Source organism: Micrococcus sp. TCR-5, assembly GCF_052220525.1.
Lineage (GTDB): Bacteria > Actinomycetota > Actinomycetes > Actinomycetales > Micrococcaceae > Micrococcus > Micrococcus luteus.
This window is the reverse complement of the sequence record NZ_JBQPDO010000015.1, coordinates 24014-41461: the sequence shown is the minus strand read 5'-3', so window position 1 is coordinate 41461 and position 17448 is coordinate 24014. Positions and strand designations below refer to the sequence as shown.

At 68.9% G+C, this 17448-nt stretch carries 17 protein-coding genes; 14 read left to right on the top strand and 3 right to left on the bottom strand.

The window, feature by feature from the left end:
• The first annotated feature begins 119 nt into the window (after positions 1-119).
• The 10 genes from ACTSKS_RS09265 (at position 120) to ACTSKS_RS09220 (ending at position 12998) form a co-directional block, all read left to right on the top strand.
• Positions 120-671, top strand: a complete 552-nt coding sequence (locus tag ACTSKS_RS09265; RefSeq protein WP_036381631.1) for a hypothetical protein — start codon at positions 120-122, stop codon at positions 669-671.
• Positions 672-717: 46 nt separating this feature from the next.
• A complete protein-coding gene (locus tag ACTSKS_RS09260) occupies positions 718-1203 on the top strand; it encodes a hypothetical protein (RefSeq protein WP_101967806.1) in 486 nt (161 codons plus the stop codon).
• A gap of 91 nt (positions 1204-1294) precedes the next feature.
• Complete coding sequence (locus tag ACTSKS_RS09255) at positions 1295-6166, top strand: DEAD/DEAH box helicase (protein WP_442927482.1); 4872 nt, start codon at positions 1295-1297, stop codon at positions 6164-6166.
• Entirely contained in the window at positions 6166-6915 is a 750-nt protein-coding gene (locus tag ACTSKS_RS09250) for a hypothetical protein (protein WP_143739777.1), read from the top strand. Before ACTSKS_RS09255 ends, ACTSKS_RS09250 begins: the two co-directional genes overlap by 1 nt.
• A 192-nt stretch (positions 6916-7107) precedes the next feature.
• The gene (nrdF, locus tag ACTSKS_RS09245) at positions 7108-8091 is read left to right on the top strand and encodes a class 1b ribonucleoside-diphosphate reductase subunit beta (protein ID WP_239074567.1); all 984 of its coding nucleotides are present in this window, start codon (positions 7108-7110) and stop codon (positions 8089-8091) included.
• A gap of 507 nt (positions 8092-8598) precedes the next feature.
• The gene (locus tag ACTSKS_RS09240) at positions 8599-9504 is read left to right on the top strand and encodes a MetQ/NlpA family ABC transporter substrate-binding protein (protein ID WP_073115374.1); all 906 of its coding nucleotides are present in this window, start codon (positions 8599-8601) and stop codon (positions 9502-9504) included.
• Positions 9505-9507: 3 nt separating this feature from the next.
• A complete protein-coding gene (locus tag ACTSKS_RS09235) occupies positions 9508-10602 on the top strand; it encodes a methionine ABC transporter ATP-binding protein (protein ID WP_083325258.1) in 1095 nt (364 codons plus the stop codon).
• Positions 10599-11276, top strand: coding sequence for a methionine ABC transporter permease (locus ACTSKS_RS09230; RefSeq protein WP_036313181.1), 678 nt, complete (start codon positions 10599-10601; stop codon positions 11274-11276). Before ACTSKS_RS09235 ends, ACTSKS_RS09230 begins: the two co-directional genes overlap by 4 nt.
• Positions 11277-11364: 88 nt before the next feature.
• On the top strand, positions 11365-12231 hold the full coding sequence (locus tag ACTSKS_RS09225) for a thioesterase family protein (RefSeq protein WP_036313183.1): 867 nt from the start codon (positions 11365-11367) through the stop codon (positions 12229-12231).
• Entirely contained in the window at positions 12228-12998 is a 771-nt protein-coding gene (locus tag ACTSKS_RS09220) for a lipoate--protein ligase family protein (RefSeq protein WP_036338947.1), read from the top strand. Before ACTSKS_RS09225 ends, ACTSKS_RS09220 begins: the two co-directional genes overlap by 4 nt.
• A gap of 27 nt (positions 12999-13025) precedes the next feature.
• Here the strand turns inward: ACTSKS_RS09220 and ACTSKS_RS09215 are convergent, their stop codons facing one another.
• The 3 genes from ACTSKS_RS09215 to ACTSKS_RS09205 are packed head-to-tail and all read right to left on the bottom strand — an operon-like array spanning position 13026 to position 15429.
• Positions 13026-13646 carry a uridine kinase family protein gene (locus ACTSKS_RS09215; protein ID WP_442927481.1) on the bottom strand — a complete coding sequence of 207 codons (621 nt, stop codon included), beginning with the start codon at positions 13644-13646 and terminating at the stop codon, positions 13026-13028.
• 32 nt (positions 13647-13678) lie between these two features.
• Complete coding sequence (locus ACTSKS_RS09210; RefSeq protein WP_036313191.1) at positions 13679-14335, bottom strand: MBL fold metallo-hydrolase; 657 nt, start codon at positions 14333-14335, stop codon at positions 13679-13681.
• On the bottom strand, positions 14335-15429 hold the full coding sequence (locus tag ACTSKS_RS09205; RefSeq protein ID WP_442927480.1) for an S-(hydroxymethyl)mycothiol dehydrogenase: 1095 nt from the start codon (positions 15427-15429) through the stop codon (positions 14335-14337). The genes ACTSKS_RS09210 and ACTSKS_RS09205 overlap by 1 nt, the downstream gene beginning before the upstream one ends.
• Positions 15430-15632: 203 nt before the next feature.
• Here ACTSKS_RS09205 and ACTSKS_RS09200 point away from each other — a divergent pair, with 203 nt between their 5' ends.
• The 4 genes from ACTSKS_RS09200 (at position 15633) to ACTSKS_RS09185 (ending at position 17428) form a co-directional block, all read left to right on the top strand.
• Positions 15633-15881, top strand: a complete 249-nt coding sequence (locus tag ACTSKS_RS09200) for a hypothetical protein (protein ID WP_036313195.1) — start codon at positions 15633-15635, stop codon at positions 15879-15881.
• A gap of 1 nt (position 15882) precedes the next feature.
• Positions 15883-16734 carry an SOS response-associated peptidase gene (locus ACTSKS_RS09195; RefSeq protein ID WP_442927479.1) on the top strand — a complete coding sequence of 284 codons (852 nt, stop codon included), beginning with the start codon at positions 15883-15885 and terminating at the stop codon, positions 16732-16734.
• Positions 16735-16826: 92 nt separating this feature from the next.
• Entirely contained in the window at positions 16827-17186 is a 360-nt protein-coding gene (locus tag ACTSKS_RS09190; protein WP_442927478.1) for a hypothetical protein, read from the top strand.
• Positions 17183-17428, top strand: coding sequence for a hypothetical protein (locus tag ACTSKS_RS09185; RefSeq protein WP_036313199.1), 246 nt, complete (start codon positions 17183-17185; stop codon positions 17426-17428). The genes ACTSKS_RS09190 and ACTSKS_RS09185 overlap by 4 nt, the downstream gene beginning before the upstream one ends.
• Positions 17429-17448 lie beyond the last annotated feature (20 nt).

Genomic DNA, 17448 nt, shown 5'->3' with positions numbered 1-17448 from the left:
CCGCGTATTCCGCGCTTCTGAGCGCGCTTGCGCTCGATTTCCCGCCGCGAAGTGGGGTGGCACGCCTGGTCGGGGACGGCGGGCAGGCCCGGCCGACCCGCGCCCCGTATCCTCCTGGCATGAGCACGGTGACCAAGCAGATCGCCCGGCACATGGCGCCCGAGGCCGCTCCGCGGATCCGCGACTGGGTGCGCGCGGGGCAGGACGTCATGCTCGGCTTCGACGGCTACCTCGGCTCCGGGCTGGAGCGCCTGGAGCGGGACTCGCACGTGTGGCACATGGTGTACCGGTTCGCCGACGACGCCACGTGCCGGGCGTGGGAGGAGTCGCCTGAGCGGGCGGCCTGGGCGGCGCAGATGGCCGGCCAGGTGGTGTCCGAGCAGGTCAGCGCGCGGACCGGGCTCGAGGGCTGGTTCGATCCGGCGGAGCTCGCCGACCCCGTCACCCCGCCCCGGTGGAAGCAGATGATCGTGATCTTCTCCGGGTTCTTCCCCATGAGCCTGCTCGGCCAGTGGCTGCCGTCCCACCTCCTGCCGGCGGACGTGCCCCTGCCGCTGCGGGTGCTCGCGAACGTCGTGCTGGTGATGCCGTTCATGGTCTACCTCGTGCTGCCGGCCCTCACCCGCTGGGCCGACCCCTGGCTGCGCCGCGGCCTCAAGCGCACGAACTGACGGGAGGCTCGGCGCTCAGGGTCCGGTGCAGGCCAGAATGGTGATCATGAGCAGTCCAACACAGTCCTGGGCCCGCCGGAAGCGCGGGGCACAGCATGCAACGGATGATGACGTCGCGCCCGGCGACTTCACGACCCGAGCCTTCGCCACCATTCTCGGCACCCTCACGGAGCGCACGCCGATCGCGCAGGACTACGAGGATCGTCACGGGCAGCGACGGAACGTCTGGTACTCGTCGCAGCGGCAGCACATGGTCCGGTGGTTCAGCACGCAGTCGACCAACGGATCCGGCGCGTACACCCGTGGGACGCCCAACACCTCCGCGCGGCGGGCGTACAACCGGCTCCTGTGCAGCGAGGCGATCCTCTGGATCGCCGAGGCCCTGGGAGCAGACGAGGCCACGGTGAGGGAAGCCGCCGACGCGGCCGCAGCGGAGTCTGACCACCGACGCCGGTGCGGCAAGATCCGCGCCGTCTTGCCGTGGGACATGATCGTCGGCCTGGCCGCGCAGCCGGAGGGCTGGCGCCGCTGAACCGCTGAGCCGCCAATAAGCCGGCCACCCGGTGAGACACCCCCGCGAGCCGCATTCCACTCCCCGGTGGCCCCGGGTCACAATGGTCCGCATGACCATCTCGACGCCGGACGCCGCATCCTCGACCGGCCCCTCGTCCATGGGCCAGGCGGACTCCGGGGGTGAGTCCCGCGTCGGTTTCGACGAGGTGCTTGATCGTCTCTGGCTCTCAGAGCTCTCCCGCCAGGAACAGGGCCGTCGCTTCGAACGGCTGGCCAAGCGATTCCTCGAGGTGGAGCCGAAGTTCGCGGACCAGTTCTCGGACGTGTGGCTGTGGAATGAATGGCCCGGTCGGGAGAATAGGCCGGACAACGGCATCGACATCGTCGCGAAGGATCGCTACACCGGTGAACTCACCGGCGTCCAGGTGAAGTTCTTCGATCCGGAGAAGAAGCTGCAGAAGGGCAGCATTGACTCCTTCTTCACCGAGCTGGGAAAGGTGGACTTCGCCCACGGCATGGTGATCGACACGGCGCTCGAGTGGTCCTCGTCAGCGGAAGCAGCGCGGGCGGGCCAGTCCAAGGACGTCACCAGGGTGGGGATCCAGACGCTGGTGGACTCGACCGTGGACTGGTCCGAGTTCACCTTCGACCGCCCGGAGGAGCTGACCCAGCGCCCACGCAAGGAGCCCCGTCGGTACCAGCGGGAGGCGATCGACGACGTCGTGGCCGGGTTCGAGACCAAGGACCGTGGCCGCCTGATCATGGCCTGCGGCACGGGCAAGACGTTCACGTCGCTGAAGCTGGTGGAGCGGATGGTGCCGGTGGGCGGCACGGTGCTGTTCCTGGTGCCGTCGATCGCGTTGCTGCAGCAGACGCTGAATGAGTGGACGGCCAATGCGGCCGTACCGCTGCGCCCGTTCGCCGTGTGTTCAGACGCTTCTGTGGGGCGGCGCCGGGCCAGTGAGGACATCGCTGCCTCGGACCTGGGTTTCCCGGCCAGCACGGACCCGGCGAAGCTCGCGGCCCGCGCGGCCGTCTCCACCGGGGACGAGGCCGTGACGGTGGTCTTCTCCACGTACCAGTCCATCGACGTGGTCCGGCAGGCCCAGGACCTCGGCCTCGCTGAGTTCGACCTGGTCATCTGCGATGAAGCCCACCGCACCACGGGCGTCACCGAGCAGGGCCAGGACGGCTCGGCGTTCACGATGGTCCACGACGCCGCGAAGATCCGGGCGGCCAAGCGCCTGTACATGACGGCCACCCCGCGCATTTACGTGCAGGAGGCCAAGGCGAAGGCCGCGCAGGACCAGGTCACGGTCTACTCGATGGACGATGAGTCCATCTACGGCCCGGAGTTCCACCGGCTGGGGTTCGGCAAGGCGGTGGAGCAAGGCCACCTGACGGACTACAAGGTGCTGATCCTCGCGGTGGACACCAACGCGATCGGCGCCTCCTTCCAGCAGATGCTCGCGGACACCGAGGGTCTGGACCTGGACGACGCCGCGCGGATCGTGGGCTGTTGGAATGGGCTGGCCAAGCGCGGGGTGGACGGCGGCCGGCTGGACGAGGTGGATGCCGCGCCGATGCGCCGCGCGGTGGCGTTCGCCCGGAACATCAAGGAGTCGAAGCAGCTGGCCCTCCAGTTCGAGCAGGTGAGCCGTCAGCTGGCCACCTCCACGGACCCCATGACCCCGGACCTGCGGGTGGAGGCCTCCCATGTGGACGGCACCTTCCCCATGGCGCAGCGGGTGCGTGAGCTGGACTGGCTGAAGCAGCCGGCGGGGGAGAACACGGTGCGGGTCCTCTCCAACGCCAAGTGCCTCTCGGAGGGCGTGGATGTCCCCACCCTGGACGCGGTGCTGTTCCTGAGCCCGCGGAACTCGCAGGTGGACGTAGTGCAGTCCGTGGGGCGGGTCATGCGGCGGGCCGAGGGCAAGAAGACCGGCTACATCATCCTGCCCATCGCGGTGGATGCGACGGCGGACCCGGAGTCGGCCCTGAACGACTCGAAGGCCTACAAGGTGGTGTGGGACGTGCTGCAGGCACTGCGCGCCCACGACGACCGCTTCGAGGCGATGGTCAACCAGATCGCGCTGGGCCGGTCGGTGGAGGACCGGGTGCAGGTGATCGGCATCGGTTCGGGCGACGCCGCGGAGGACGACGGCGCTCCCGGCTCGGGCGAGGACAAGTCCGTTCGGGGCACGCGTCAGGCCCTGTTCGCCATGCAGGACGCTCAGCAGTGGAAGGACGCCATCTACGCGCGTCTGGTGCGCAAGGTGGGGGATCGGCGCTACTGGGAGGACTGGGCCAAGGACGTCAAGGACATCGCGGACCGGCACATCATCCGCATCCGCGGCATCCTGGACGGCCCGGACCCGCGGCCGCGGGAGGAGTTCGCGGCGTTCCTCGAGGGCTTGCAGGGCAACCTGAACGAGTCCATCACCGAGCGGGACGCGGTAGAGATGCTCTCCCAGCACCTCATCACGAAGCCCGTGTTCGAGGCGCTGTTCGAGGACTACTCCTTCGCGGCGCACAATCCGGTGTCCCAGGTGATGGACGCCATGGTGCAGGTGTTGGACTCGTGCAACCTGGAGACGGAGGTGGACTCCCTCGAGGAGTTCTACCGGGGTGTGCGGGTGCGCGCTGAGGGCATCGAGAGCGCCGAGGGCAAGCAGAAGATCATCACGGAGCTGTACGAGCGGTTCTTCAAGCTGGCGTTCCCGCGGACGGCGGAATCCCTGGGGATCGTGTACACGCCGGTGCAGGTGGTGGACTTCATCCTCCGTGCCGTGGACGAGGCGCTGCGAGAGAACTTCGGTGTGGGCGTCACGGATGAGGGCGTGCACGTGCTGGATCCGTTCACGGGCACGGGCACCTTCGTGGTGCGGCTGCTGCAGTCCGGGCTGATCCGGCCGGAGGATCTGCTGCGCAAGTACACGCAGGAGCTGCACGCCAATGAGCTGCTGCTTATGGCCTACTACATTGCGGCCATCAACATCGAGGCCACGTTCCACGGCCTCATGGTGGAGCAGGCCGCGGCGCGCGGGGACGATGCCGCGGCGGTCGGGTACGAACCGTTCAATGGGATTGTGCTGACGGACACTTTCCAGATGACGGAGCACGGGGACACCTTGGATGAGAAGGTGTTCCGCTCCAATAACGACCGCGTGGTGGCGCAGAACAACCTGGACATCCGGGTGATCCTCGGCAACCCGCCGTACTCGGTGGGGCAGACCTCCGGCAACGACGACAACGCGAACCTGAGCTACCCGACCTTGGACGCATCCATCCGGGACAGCTACGCGAAGCTCTCGACAGCGCAGAACAAGAATTCGCTCTATGACTCGTACATCCGGGCCATTCGGTGGGGGTCTGACCGGCTGCTGAAATCGGAGCAGGGCGGAGTGCTCTGTTATGTGTCCAACGGCGGGTACATCGACGGGAACACGGCGGCTGGTCTGCGCAAGACGTTGTACTCCGAGTTCCACGAGGTCTACGTGTATAACCTCCGGGGGAACACACGGACGTCTGGGGAGAGAGCTCGTCGCGAAGGTGGGCAGATCTTTGGTCCGGGCAGTAGGGCAACCGTGGCCGTGCTTCTGCTGGTGAAGCGGCCCGGAGATGTGGAGGCGGCGCGCCTGCACTACAAGGACATCGGCGACTACCTAGACCGGGAGGCCAAACTGAACCTGGTGGATCAGGCGACGCTGGGGTCTCTGAACTGGCAGGAGATCACCCCGAACGCCGAGGGTGATTGGATCAATCAGCGGGATGAACGGTTCCACACATTCCATCCGCTGTCCATGAAAGACGGTCGCAACGCAATTTTTGCGTCCAATGGCGCTGGACTCCAGACGAATCGTGATGCCTGGGTCTACTCTGATTCAAAGGAATCCCTTCATGAGAAAGTGAAACGTATTTCTGATTACTTCAATGCTGGCATAGAAGCTGGTCAACGCGACATGGACCCCAGCCACGTTAGCTGGAGCTCGTCACTCGTTGCGCGTCACGAGGCGGGCCGGAAGATCTGCGTCAACCCGATTCGGTTCCACCCGGCGTCGTATCGCCCATTCAACAAGCGTTACGTCACAGCAAATCCAGATTTGATCCATCGTCCGGCCGCTATGCGACGATTTTTTCCGGATGAGATTTCGAAAAACGTAGGTTTTTATATGGTAGGCCCTGGTAGCGATAAGTGGTTCAGTGTTTTGGCGACGGACGCTCTGCCGGATCTCTCCTATTGGGGATCTGGACAGGGTCAGTTCTTTCCTCGCTACACCTACGTCGAGTTTGAGGGTGACTTGTTTGCCGAAGCCGCGATGACAACCTCGGGCAGCGCGGCCTACACGCGAGTGGACAACATCACGGACGCCACCCTGGCGTCCTACCGTGCCAAATACGGCGAGGCGGTGACGAAGGACGATATCTTCTACTACGTCTACGGCGTGCTGCACTCGCCCGATTACCGGGAGAGGTTCGCAGCGGACCTGAGGAAGATGCTGCCGCGCATTCCGCAGGTGCCGTCGTCGGACTTCCGGGCGTTCTCCAATGCAGGCCGGGCGCTCTCCGAGCTGCATATCGGCTACGAGTCCGTGGAGCCCTACTCGCTGCAGGAGCACTGGGCCATCGATCCGGAGGCGCTCGACGAGGTCGAGCGGTACCGGGTCACCCAGATGAAGTACGGCGGCAAGGCCGGTGCGTGGGACCAAACCACCGTGAAGTACAACGGCTACCTCACCCTGACCGGCCTGCCGGAAGAGGTCCAGCGGTACACGCTCGGGTCGCGCTCTGCCGTGGATTGGATCCTCGAGCGCTACCAGGTGAAGACGGACAAGGCTTCGGGGATCGTCAACGACCCCAATGACTGGGGCCGCGAACACGGCGACCCGCGCTACATCCGCGACCTGCTCGGCCGCATCGTGACGGTAAGCGTGGAGACCATGAAGATCGTCGATGCACTGCCGACGCTGGAGGTGGAGTGATGGGACGCTGGGAGCCGGAGATTCCGGATGGGTTGCGTTTAGGAAATGCCAGGAATGGCGGCGGGGCCAAGACCGGTCACCTTTTCGACGATCAAGGGAAACTCCGCGGTCATGCGGCATGGCGGTGGGTCGAGGACGGGCCGACGGGCGGGGCCTCCAGCCACCGCATTGGCGGCCAGGCCGCCCAGGAGTGGGAGGCGCTCCTTGTGCTGGCAGCTGGTGCGCTCGTGCGTGTCGGCATCCGTTATGCCCTACCCGCCGTTGGGCGTTGGGCAGGCGCAGTCGCCGTTCCCAAGGCTCGAGCACTCTGGGCCCGTTTGACGCGGACCGAACGACTGCAGCAGGTCCGGCAGGTGCAGGTTGTTGCAGCCATGTCACCTCAGGCCTTCCGCCGGTCTGTGGAACAAACACTCCAAGCCATACGGGATGACCCGAGTGGGCAGGCGGCCCGTGCGAATCTTGTCAGCGTTTTCATGCTCGGCCTCGCCCTGCGCGATCGGATGGCGACAGCGGATGCTACCGGTGCCGACAAGACCGATGCCTCAGTGGTGCGTCGCGACGAGTGGGAAAAGGCAGTGGCCCGACTCCAAGCGGACGACGTGACACGGATCGTGGCTGACGCGCTCCGGGTCCCTGGAAAGGCTTCGGATCCTGAATCCATCCGGCGCATGATCGACGCGCCGATGGCGCATGCCCAGCTCGAACGAGCACTCACCGTCGCCAGCATGGCGGAGCGCGGCGAGGGTTAGAACCTGGGGACGTGTCGGACCGGCATCGGTCCAGCGGGGTGGAAGCGACTTCGCGCCAGGGTGGCCGACCACACCCTCGCCTCCATGGCCCCAGCGGCACCCAGCGCCTAGACTGTCCGGGACCCGCGCCCCGATGACCGTGCTCCCGTGAGCCCCCGGAATCCGCGGATTCTCAACGAATTCTTCTGAAGGATGTGCCCTGCCGTGACCGAGACCCAGCAGTCCCACCTCGTCGAGGCGATCAACTGGAACCGCATTCAGGACGAGAAGGACGTGGAGGTGTGGAACCGCCTCGTCAACAACTTCTGGCTGCCGGAGAAGGTGCCGCTGTCCAACGACGTCCAGTCCTGGTCCCACCTCACGGATGAGGAGCGACTGCTCTCCATGCGCGTGTTCACGGGCCTGACGCTGCTGGACACGATCCAGGGCACCGTGGGCGCCGTCTCCCTCATCCCGGACGCCATGACCCCGCACGAGGAGGCCGTCCTCACGAACATCGCGTTCATGGAGTCGGTGCACGCGAAGTCGTACTCCTCGATCTTCTCCACGCTGGCCTCCACCCCGGAGATCGACGAGGCGTTCCGCTGGTCCCGTGAGAACCGGAACCTGCAGGCCAAGGCCGGCCTGATCGTGGAGCGCTATGACGGCCAGGACCCGTACAAGAAGAAGATCGCCTCCACCCTGCTCGAGTCTTTCCTCTTCTACTCGGGCTTCTACTGGCCCATGTACCTCTCCGCGCACGCCCGCCTCACCAACACCGCCGACCTGATCCGCCTGATCATCCGCGACGAGGCCGTGCACGGGTACTACATCGGCTACAAGTACCAGCGGAGCATCGAGACCCTGCCTGAGGAGAAGCGGGAGGAGCTCAAGGCCTTCACCTTCGAGCTGCTGTTCGAGCTGTACGAGAACGAGGTTGAGTACACCCATGACCTCTACGACGCCCTCGGCCTGGCCGAGGACGTGAAGAAGTTCCTGCACTACAACGCGAACAAGGCGCTGATGAACCTGGGCTACGAGCCCATGTTCCCGGCCGAGACCACGAACGTGAACCCCGCCATCCTCTCCGCGCTCTCCCCGAACTCGGACGAGAACCACGACTTCTTCTCCGGATCAGGCTCCTCCTACGTGATCGGCAAGGCCGAGAACACCGAGGACGAGGACTGGGACTTCTGATCCCGTCCGCCTGAGCCCCGTCCCGACGACGGCCGGTCGCCTCCCCACGGAGGCGCCCGGCCGTCGTCGTCTCGCGAGATGCATCACACGTCGGCCCCGGGCACCGCAGTATGACGCTGCGCGTCACCGGCCTGCACGATGGAGCGCACACGCTGCGATAGGCTTGGGCCCAGCTTCAGGAGAAGCGGCTGTGGATCCCGCCTCGGCGGGTCCACGTGGTCCCACGACGAGCCGCTCGCCAACCCCATGTTCACGGGTGGCAACGGACCGAGAAGCGGCCCGCCTCCGCTGCGTGCAGACCCCTCGAGGGGAGCCCGCGGTGACTGGGGGACGGGCAAGAGCAGCGTTCGAAAGGATCCCGGCCTCCGGCTCGGGGCGTCTCTCGCCCCCGCCCGCCGTGCTGTGCCCCGCGGGGAATCACCCACCGCACGGCCCACTCCGCACCGTTCCGTACCCGCCGCGCCCACCCGCGCCGGCGACGTCGCACCGTCCTCCAAGGAGAACCCCATGACGACCCCCTCGAACATCTCCCGCCGCTCCTTCGCCGGCCTGTCCCTGGCCGCCGTCGGCGCGTTCGCCCTGACCGCCTGCAACTCGCAGGCCGAGGAGAAGAGCGACGACGGCGCCCAGACCGTGCGCATCGGCGTCGTGTCCGAGAACGAGTCGCACCGCGCCCTGGTGAAGCTCGCGAAGGAGAAGCACGGCATCGACGTCGAGATCCGCAACTTCACCGAGTACACGCAGCCGAACCCGGCGCTGGACAACGGCGACATCGACATGAACTGGTTCCAGCACATCGCCTACTTGGCCGACTACAACCAGGCCTCCGGCAAGGACCTGACGATGATCGGGACCACCGAGATCATCCCGCTGCCCCTGTACTCCAAGAAGTACACGGACGTCTCCGAGTTCAAGAAGGGCGACACCGTCGCCATCCCGAACGACACCGTGAATCAGGCCCGTGCCATCAATGTGCTCGTCGCCGCCGGCCTGTTGAAGCTGTCCAATGAGACCATCCGCCCGGAGGTCCGCGACATCGACGAGGCCGCCTCCACCGTGACGGTGCAGCCCGTGGCCGCGCAGCAGACCGTGAACGCGCTCGAGTCCGTGCAGGGCGCGGTCATCAACAACACCTTCTCGGCGGACGCCGGCATCGACACGAACACCGCCCTGTTCAAGGACGACCCCGAGGACGACTCCGCCAAGCCGTACGTCAACGGCTTCGCCGTGCGTCGCGAGGACCGCGACAACGAGACCTACAAGAAGATCGCGGCCCTGTACCACGAGCAGCCCGTGCTGGATGAGTCCGCGAAGCTCTCCTCCGGCACGAGCGTGCCGGTGCAGCTCGACACCGCCCAGATCGACGAGACCCTGAAGCAGTACCAGGACGCGATCGCGAAGCAGGGCGCCTGATCCATGGCAGGTTCCCATACGTCCGACCGTGACGCGGTCACCCCGGGGCGCCCCTCCGCGGGCGCCCCGGGGGAGCCGGTCATCGTCTTCGACCACGTCAGCCGCGTCTACGCCACCAAGAAGGGTGCCGGTGTGAAGGCCGTGGACGACGTCTCGCTCGCCGTGAACCGCGGCGAGGTCTTCGGCGTCATCGGCTTCTCCGGCGCCGGCAAGTCCACCCTGATCCGCATGATCAACGGGCTGGAGAAGCCGACGTCGGGCACCGTCACGGTGCTGGGCCAGCAGGTCTCCCATCTCTCCGAAGCGAAGCTGCGTCCGCTGCGCACCCGCATCGGCATGGTGTTCCAGCAGTTCAACCTGCTGACCTCCCGCACGGTGGCCGGGAACATCGAGTTCGCTCTGGACACGGCCGGCTGGCCGCGGTCCAAACGCCGCGCTCGCGTGGCGGAGCTGCTCGAGTTCGTCGGCCTGGCGGACAAGGCCAAGCACTACCCGGAGCAGCTCTCGGGCGGCCAGAAGCAGCGCGTCGGCATCGCCCGCGCCCTGGCCGCCGAGCCGGAGATCCTGCTCGCAGACGAGGCCACCAGCGCCCTGGATCCCTCGACGACGCACGAGGTGCTCTCCGTGCTGCGCCGCGTCAACGAGGAGCTCGGGGTCACGATCGTGGCCATCACCCACGAGATGGAGGTCATCCGCTCGATCGCCGACCGCGTCGCCGTGATGGACAGCGGCCGCGTGGTGGAGTCCGGCAAGGTCTACGACCTCTTCTCTCGGCCCGCCCACTCCGCCGACGCCGCGTCCTTCGTGGCCACGGCGCTCAAGGACCGGCCGAATGCCGAGGAGGTGGCCCGCATCCGGGCGCGCACCGAGGGTCGGCTGATCATGGTCTCGCTCAAGGACTCCGCCGCGGTCTCGGCGGTGCTCGGCACCGCATCGACGCGCGGCGTGGGCTTCGAGATCGTCCACGGCGGCATGTCCGCCACCAAGGACTCCGCGTACGGCCTGCTCACCGTGGCGCTCACGGGCGAGGCCGCCGCGGTGGACGCGTTTGTCGCGGACCTGGCCGGCGCCGGAGACGTGCAGGAGGTGCACCAGTGATCGACCGATTCCAGAACCTCGACTGGGGGTACTACGGCCCCGAGCTGATGACCGCCGTGGGGGACACCCTCTACATGGTCGGCTGGTCCTTCATCCTCGGCGGCATCCTCGGCCTGCTGGTCGGGCTCGTCCTCTACACCACGCGCCCGGGCGGCATCTTCGCCAACCGTGCCGTCTACCTGGTCACGAACTTCATCGTGAACCTCATCCGGCCCATCCCGTTCGTCATCCTCATCGCCGCCCTGCAGCCGCTGACCATCGCGGTGCTCGGCACCGGCATCGGCAACACCGCCGTGGTGTTCTGCATGATCTGGGCGTCCACGTTCGGCATCGCCCGCATCGTGGAGCAGAACCTCGTCTCGCTGGACCCCGGCGTGATCGAGGCCGCCCGCGCGATGGGCGCCTCCCGCATGCGGATCGTGCGCGCCGTGGTGCTGCCCGAGGCCCTCGGCCCGCTGATCCTCGGCTTCACGTTCGTGATCATCTCGCTCGTGGACATGTCCGCGATGGCGGGCATCATCGGCGGCGGCGGCGTCGGCAACTTCGCCATCGTGGAGGGCTACAACCGGTTCCGTCCGGAGGTCACCTGGCTGGCCGTGATCGTGGTGATCGTGTTCGTCCAGGCGCTGCAGCTGATCGGCAACGGCATCGCCCGCAAGGTCATGCGCCGCTGAACCCCGGCTCGGTCCGCACGACGACGGCCGGTGACATCCCCGCGGGGACGTCACCGGCCGTCGTCGTCGTTCTGGCAGACTTCGGCCCATGACCGACATCACCTCCACCCCCGCGACCTCCGTCGCCGGCGATCCCCTGGCCTTCTACGTCCGCCTCGGCGAGCCCACCGTGGACGCCGACGGCGTCCGCACCTCCCGCGTGCGCTCCACCGTGCACGCCCAGGGCGCATGGCGGGAAGAGGAGATGCACATGGCCGCCGTCTCGGGCCTGCTGCTGCACGAGGTGGCTGCGCACGAGACCACTCCCGGGCTGCGGGTGGGACGGCTCTCCTACGACATCCTGGGCACGCTCTGGTCGGGCGAGCTCGAGGTGGTCACGCGCACCCTGCGTCCGGGCCGCACCATCGAGCTCGTCGAGTCCGTGCTCCACGCCCGGGGCCGCACCGTGCTGACCCTGCGCGCCTGGCTGCTGTCCACCTCGGACACCTCCGCCGTCGCCCAGCTGCCGGACGAGCCCCTCCCGCCGCGCTCGCAGGCGCAGTCGCACAACGCGCTCCACGGATGGGGAGGCGGGTACATCGCCTCCCTCGACGGCGTCGTCCTGCCCGGCCACGGGCCGGGCCACGGCCGGGTGTGGCTCACCACGGACCGCGAGATGGTGGCGGGGGAGAGCACGAGCGACCTGGTGCGCCTGATCAGCCTCACCGACGCGGCCAACGGGATCGCCCCGGCCCTGCCGGCGAAGCCGGGCGGGTGGTTCTTCCCCAACGTGGACCTGCAGATCCACCTGTACCGCGAGCCCACCGGCCACTGGCTCGGCCTCGCGGGGCAGGTCACGGTGGGCCCGGACGGCGTGGGCCTGACCAGCACCGTCCTCCACGACGACGACGGCCCCTTCGCCCACGCCGAGCAGACCCTCACCCTGCGCTCCTGGCCGGCCGAGGGCGGCCTGTGAGCGCAGCTCCCCGGCTGCGCTGGGCCGTGCAGGAGCGGACCCTCGGGGCCGTCGAAGACCTCGACTGGGCCATGGACGAGCTGGCCGTCTTCCGCGCCGCCGCGGCCGAGGGAAGGGCCCTCGACGGCCTGATCCGCGTGTACGTGCCCGAACCGACGGTCGCGTTCGGCCAGCGCGACGCCCGGCTGCCCGGCTTCGAGGCCGCGGCCGCGGCGGCCCGCGCCCACGGCTTCGAGCCGGTGGTGCGCCGGGCCGGCGGACGGGCGGCGGCCTACCACCACGGCTGCCTGGTGGTGGACCACCTGAGCCAGCAGGAGGACGCGGCGCTCACGCAGCAGGCCCGGTTCGCGGAGTTCGCCGACCTGTTCGTGCGGGCGTTCGCGCGCATGGACGTGCCCGCCTCCGTGGGCGAGATTCCGGGGGAGTACTGCCCGGGCGAGTTCTCCGTGCAGGGTCCTGCGCCGACATACCCGGTGAAGCTGGCCGGCTCCGCGCAGCGCGTGGTGAAGGGGGCGTTCCTGTTCTCCACCCACGTGGTGGTGTCCGACCCCGCTCCGCTGCGGGCCGTGCTCGTCGACGTCTACCGGGAGCTCGGTCTGGACATGGATCCCCGTACGGCGGGCGCGGCCGAGGACGTGCGTCCCGGGGTGAGCGTTCCCGCGTTCGCCGCGGCCCTGCGGGAGGAGTACACGGCGTGGGCGGCCGCCGCCGGGATCGAGGTCGTGGCCGAGCAGCTCGCCGTCCTCGGCGCGCGCACCTCCGGCTGAGGGCACGGACTGGCTGCGGGCGGGCCGTCAGGCCGTGAGATCCGCGATGATCTCCCGCTTGCGTCGCGGGGTGAAGCCGGCCGCCACGGCCGCCGCCCGGCGCGCCGCGTCCGTCCGGTACAGGGACCAGCCCCGCTGCACGAGGAACGGCACCGGCTTGCGGCGTTCGGCGACATCGCGCACGAACCGGCGGGCCGCCGTCGTGGTCCGCGCCTGGTCGATGTACCAGGCCGCGTAGTGGACCTCGGCCCGGTCCAGGGCGGCGGGCATGCGCTCGGCGAAGATGCCCTCCGCCACGATCACCCCGTCCGGCTCGAGCGCGACGGTGCTGTGCCCGCGGACGGAGGACGTGGAGATGTCGTAGTCGGGCACGCGCGTGGCGCCCTCCTCGAGCAGCTCGACGACGGCGTCCACGGCCGCCTGCTCATCCCACGTTCCGGGGTGGTCCCAGTCGATCTCACCGTAGGGGGTGCGCGGGAACACGGGGCCGGGCCCGCCCGCGGCGCCGTCGTCGGACTGCGGACGGTAGAACGCATCGAGCGAGAGGTGGGGCCGGCCGTGCCGCCGGGCCAGGTAGGACTTGCCGGAGCCCGACGCGCCGCCGAGCAGGATCACGGAGGGAGGGGGCGAGGCGGGGAGGATGGTCACGGGGGACCATTCTTCCCCACCTCGGCGCGTCCTCAGTGGCCGCGGTCGATCCACTCCTGCAGGTGCGGCTTCTCCGTGCCGATCGTGGTGGAGTCGCCGTGGCCGGTGTGGACCACGGTGGCCTCCGGCAGCGGGAGCAGGCGCTCGCGGATGGACTCGATGATCGTGTCGAAGTCCGAGTACGAGCGGCCGGTGGCGCCGGGCCCGCCCTGGAACAGGGTGTCGCCGGAGAACACGACGCCGGTCGGGGCGCCGTCGTCGCCGGCCTCGCCCAGGGCGGGGGCGTACAGGCAGACCGAGCCGGGGGAGTGACCGGGGGTGTGCAGCACCCGCAGCTCGACGCCGGCCACGCGCAGGACGTCGCCCTCGGCGAGCGCGCCGTCGGGCTCCTCGTCGGGGAAGACGTCGTCCCAGAGCATGCGGTCGGCGGGGTGGAGCAGCACGGGGGCGTCCACCATCTGGCGGAACTCCTGGACCTGGCGGATGTGGTCGTCGTGGCCGTGGGTGAGGACGATGGCCAGCACCTGGCGGCCGTTCACCTTCTTCCAGACGGCCGAGGCGTCGTGGGCCGGGTCGATGACGACGCACTGCTCCGCGCCGCCGACGATCCACACGTTGTTGTCCACGTCGAACGTCTCCCCGTCCAGGGAGAACGTGCCGGAGGTGACCAGGTGATCGATGCGCGCCATCAGAGCACCACCACCGAGCGCAGGACGTCGCCGGACTTCATCGTCTCGAAGGCCTCGTTCACCTCGTCCAGGGCGATGGTCTCCGTGACGAACTCGTCCAGCGGCAGGCGGCCCAGGCGGTACTGGTCCACGAGCATGGGGAAGTCGCGCTCCGGCAGGCAGTCGCCGTACCACGAGGACTTCAGCGCGCCGCCGCGGCCGAACACCTCCGGCAGGGGCAGCTTCAGCTCCATGCCGGGGGTGGGCACGCCCACCAAGACGACGCGGCCGGCCAGGTCCCGGGCGTAGAACGCCTGCTCGTAGGTCTCCGGGCGGCCGACCGCCTCGATGACCACGTCGGCGCCGAAGCCGCCGGTCGCCGCGCGGATGGCCTCCACGGGGTCCTCGTCCTTCGAGTTCACGGTGTGGGTGGCGCCGAGCTCCTCGGCCTTCGCGAGCTTCTTGGCGTCGATGTCCACCGCGATGATCGTGGTGGCGCCGGCGAGCTTCGCCCCGGCGATCGCGGCCACGCCGACGCCGCCGCAGCCGATCACGGCCACGGACTCGCCGCGCTTGACCTCGCCGGTGTTGATGGCCGCGCCGATGCCGGCCATGATCCCGCAGCCGAGCAGGCCGACCGCGGCCTGTTCCTCGGGCGTGTCAACGCCGTCGACCTGGGTGCACTGCTTGGCGTGGACGAGCGTCTTGTCCGCGAACGCCCCGATGCCCAGGGCCGGGGACAGCTCCGTGCCGTCCTCGAGGGTCATCTTCTGGGTCGCGTTGTGGGTGTTGAAGCAGTACTTCGGCTCGCCCTTCCGGCACGCGCGGCACTCGCCGCACACGGCGCGCCAGTTGAGGATCACGGTGTCGCCGACCTTGACGTGGTCGACGCCCTCGCCGATCGCGGAGACCACACCCGTGGCCTCGTGGCCGAGCAGGTACGGGTACTCATCCCCGATCCCGCCCTGCTGGTAGTGCAGATCCGTGTGGCAGACGCCGCAGGTCTTGATGTCGACGACGGCCTCGCCGGGTCCCGGATCGGGGATGACGATGGTCTCGACGGTGACGGGGGCGTCCTTCGCCATGGCGACGACGCCGCGGACCTTCTGGGACACGTTGTTCCTCCTGGTGGTGGGGATCTGCCCGATGCCGCGCATGCGTGGGGCGGCGCGGCGTGCGGGCTCGTTCTGCCCATCCCATCACAGGACTCTGTGCGACGCATCGGTGAGAGGCCCGGGCCTGGGGTGTGGTGTCGCCGCGGCGGCCGGGGGAGACTGCAACCTGAGCCGCAACATCGATGTGAACGGAGGGGCGAACCGTGGCACGACATGGCAGAGACGAGGACGAGGCCCACGAGGCTCCAGCCGGGGCTCCGGCCGGTGCCGGCACGCTCGCTCAGTGGCGCATCCCACTGGTGGGGCTGCTGATCGGCGTCGGGCTGGGCGTGGTGTTCGGACTGGGCACCGAGAGGCCCTGGGGCACCGTGATCGGCTGCGCGATGATGGGCTTCGCCCTCGGCATCGCGTGGATGTATGTCGAGCGCGGCCGGGACGGGAGGGACCGCTGACGTGTGCGGCCGCTACGTGATGGCCCGCGCCACGAGCGACCTGGTGGCCCTGGGCGATGCCGAGGCGAATGAGGACCTGGTGCTGCGCCAGAGCTGGAACGTGGCGCCGACAGCCGAGGTGCCGATCCTCGTGGCGCACGCGGACGACGTCGGCGCCGGAGGCACCCGTGGGGGCGACGGCGGTGCCGGGGTGACCCGGCGGATCCACGTGGCCCGCTGGGGCCTGGTGCCGCCGTGGGCGAAGGAGCTGTCCGTGGGGTCCCGTGCGTTCAACGCGCGCTCGGAGACCGTGGCCTCCAAGCCGACGTTCCGGGCCGCCGTCCGCGCCCGCCGCTGCGCCGTGCCGGTGGAGGGCTACTACGAGTGGAAGGCGCCGGAGCCTGGTGCCAAGGGTCCCGACGGGCGGGCCGCGAAGAAGGAGCCCTACTACGTGCACCCGGCCGGGGCCGGGGACGGCGAGGGGCCGGTCATCTGGTTCGCCGGCCTGTACGAGTGGTGGCAGGACCCCGAGGCCAAGGCCGCGGGGGAGGACGCCTGGGTCCTCTCGACGACGATCCTCACCATGGCCGCGCCCGACGCGGACGACGACGATCCGGTGCTCGCCGCGCTCGGCCAGCTGCACGACCGGCTGCCCGTGCCCATGGATGCCGAGACGATGGACCGGTGGCTCGCTCCGGACACGCTCGGGTCTGCCGAAGAAGCCGACGCCCTCGTGGGCCAGGTGTGCGCCGGCGCGTACGACGTCGCGGCGGGCTGGTCGCTGCGGCCCGTGGGGAGCGCCGTGGGGAACGTCCGGAACAACGGGCCAGAACTGATCCAGGAGATGAGAGAGCAGCAGGGCACGCTGCTCTGAGAGACGGGGCGACGGGGATGACCTGCCCGTGAGACGCGGAAGCGCGGTGCCGCGGTGAGGCCGGAGACGGTCATCTCCTGTTCACCCTGTCCGTGGGCGGCACCCCGGTGGCCGCCCTCGACGACGAGACCGCCGGCATTCCGGAGGGCAACAGAGGCCCCTCTGCCGGGCTCGTCTACGCGTGGGGCGAGCACAGCCGGGCCGACCCCGTGTTTGGGGACTACCCCGAGCGGGTCCTCGCGCTGAAGTACGCCGAGCCGGGCGTGGAGCTGCCATTGTGGTCCAAGCGCCAGGGCGACGACGCGTCGGTCGCGGACCTCTCGTGGGGTCCGCGCTGGGGCACCCTCTGGCGCGACACCGCGTTGGAATTTTCACCGGGTTTCACTACCTCGCCGACGCGACATACCCGACCGACGACCGCCTCGTTCGCGACTGGTCGCTGGACGGGGTGACCAGGAGTGAGGACGTCATCATCACCCAGGACGCGGAGCGGTCCGACGTCTTCGCACTCGTGGAGTCGCTCGCGGATGGGCAGAAGCCCCGGGCCCTGAACGTGCCGGCGGGGGAGGACGCCCACACGACCCCGGACACGGTCGAGACCGGGCGTGAGGTGCCGGCGGGCGCGCTCGGAGCGCTCGCGGCCGTCGGCGCGGGACTCGTGTTCCTGGCCCGGGGGTGGGTGCGCCGGGTCTGACGCACCTGCCCGACGAGTGG

What these genes read in the sequence shown, in the direction of transcription:
- ACTSKS_RS09265 (WP_036381631.1), top strand. Translation starts at nt 120, where the DNA reads ATGAGCACGGTGACCAAGCAGATCGCCCGGCACATGGCGCCCGAGGCC.
- ACTSKS_RS09260 (WP_101967806.1), top strand. Translation starts at nt 718, where the DNA reads ATGAGCAGTCCAACACAGTCCTGGGCCCGCCGGAAGCGCGGGGCACAG.
- ACTSKS_RS09255 (WP_442927482.1), top strand. Translation starts at nt 1,295, where the DNA reads ATGACCATCTCGACGCCGGACGCCGCATCCTCGACCGGCCCCTCGTCC.
- ACTSKS_RS09250 (WP_143739777.1), top strand. Translation starts at nt 6,166, where the DNA reads ATGGGACGCTGGGAGCCGGAGATTCCGGATGGGTTGCGTTTAGGAAAT.
- nrdF (WP_239074567.1), top strand. Translation starts at nt 7,108, where the DNA reads ATGTGCCCTGCCGTGACCGAGACCCAGCAGTCCCACCTCGTCGAGGCG.
- ACTSKS_RS09240 (WP_073115374.1), top strand. Translation starts at nt 8,599, where the DNA reads ATGACGACCCCCTCGAACATCTCCCGCCGCTCCTTCGCCGGCCTGTCC.
- ACTSKS_RS09235 (WP_083325258.1), top strand. Translation starts at nt 9,508, where the DNA reads ATGGCAGGTTCCCATACGTCCGACCGTGACGCGGTCACCCCGGGGCGC.
- ACTSKS_RS09225 (WP_036313183.1), top strand. Translation starts at nt 11,365, where the DNA reads ATGACCGACATCACCTCCACCCCCGCGACCTCCGTCGCCGGCGATCCC.
- ACTSKS_RS09210 (WP_036313191.1), bottom strand. Translation starts at nt 14,335, where the DNA reads ATGGCGCGCATCGATCACCTGGTCACCTCCGGCACGTTCTCCCTGGAC.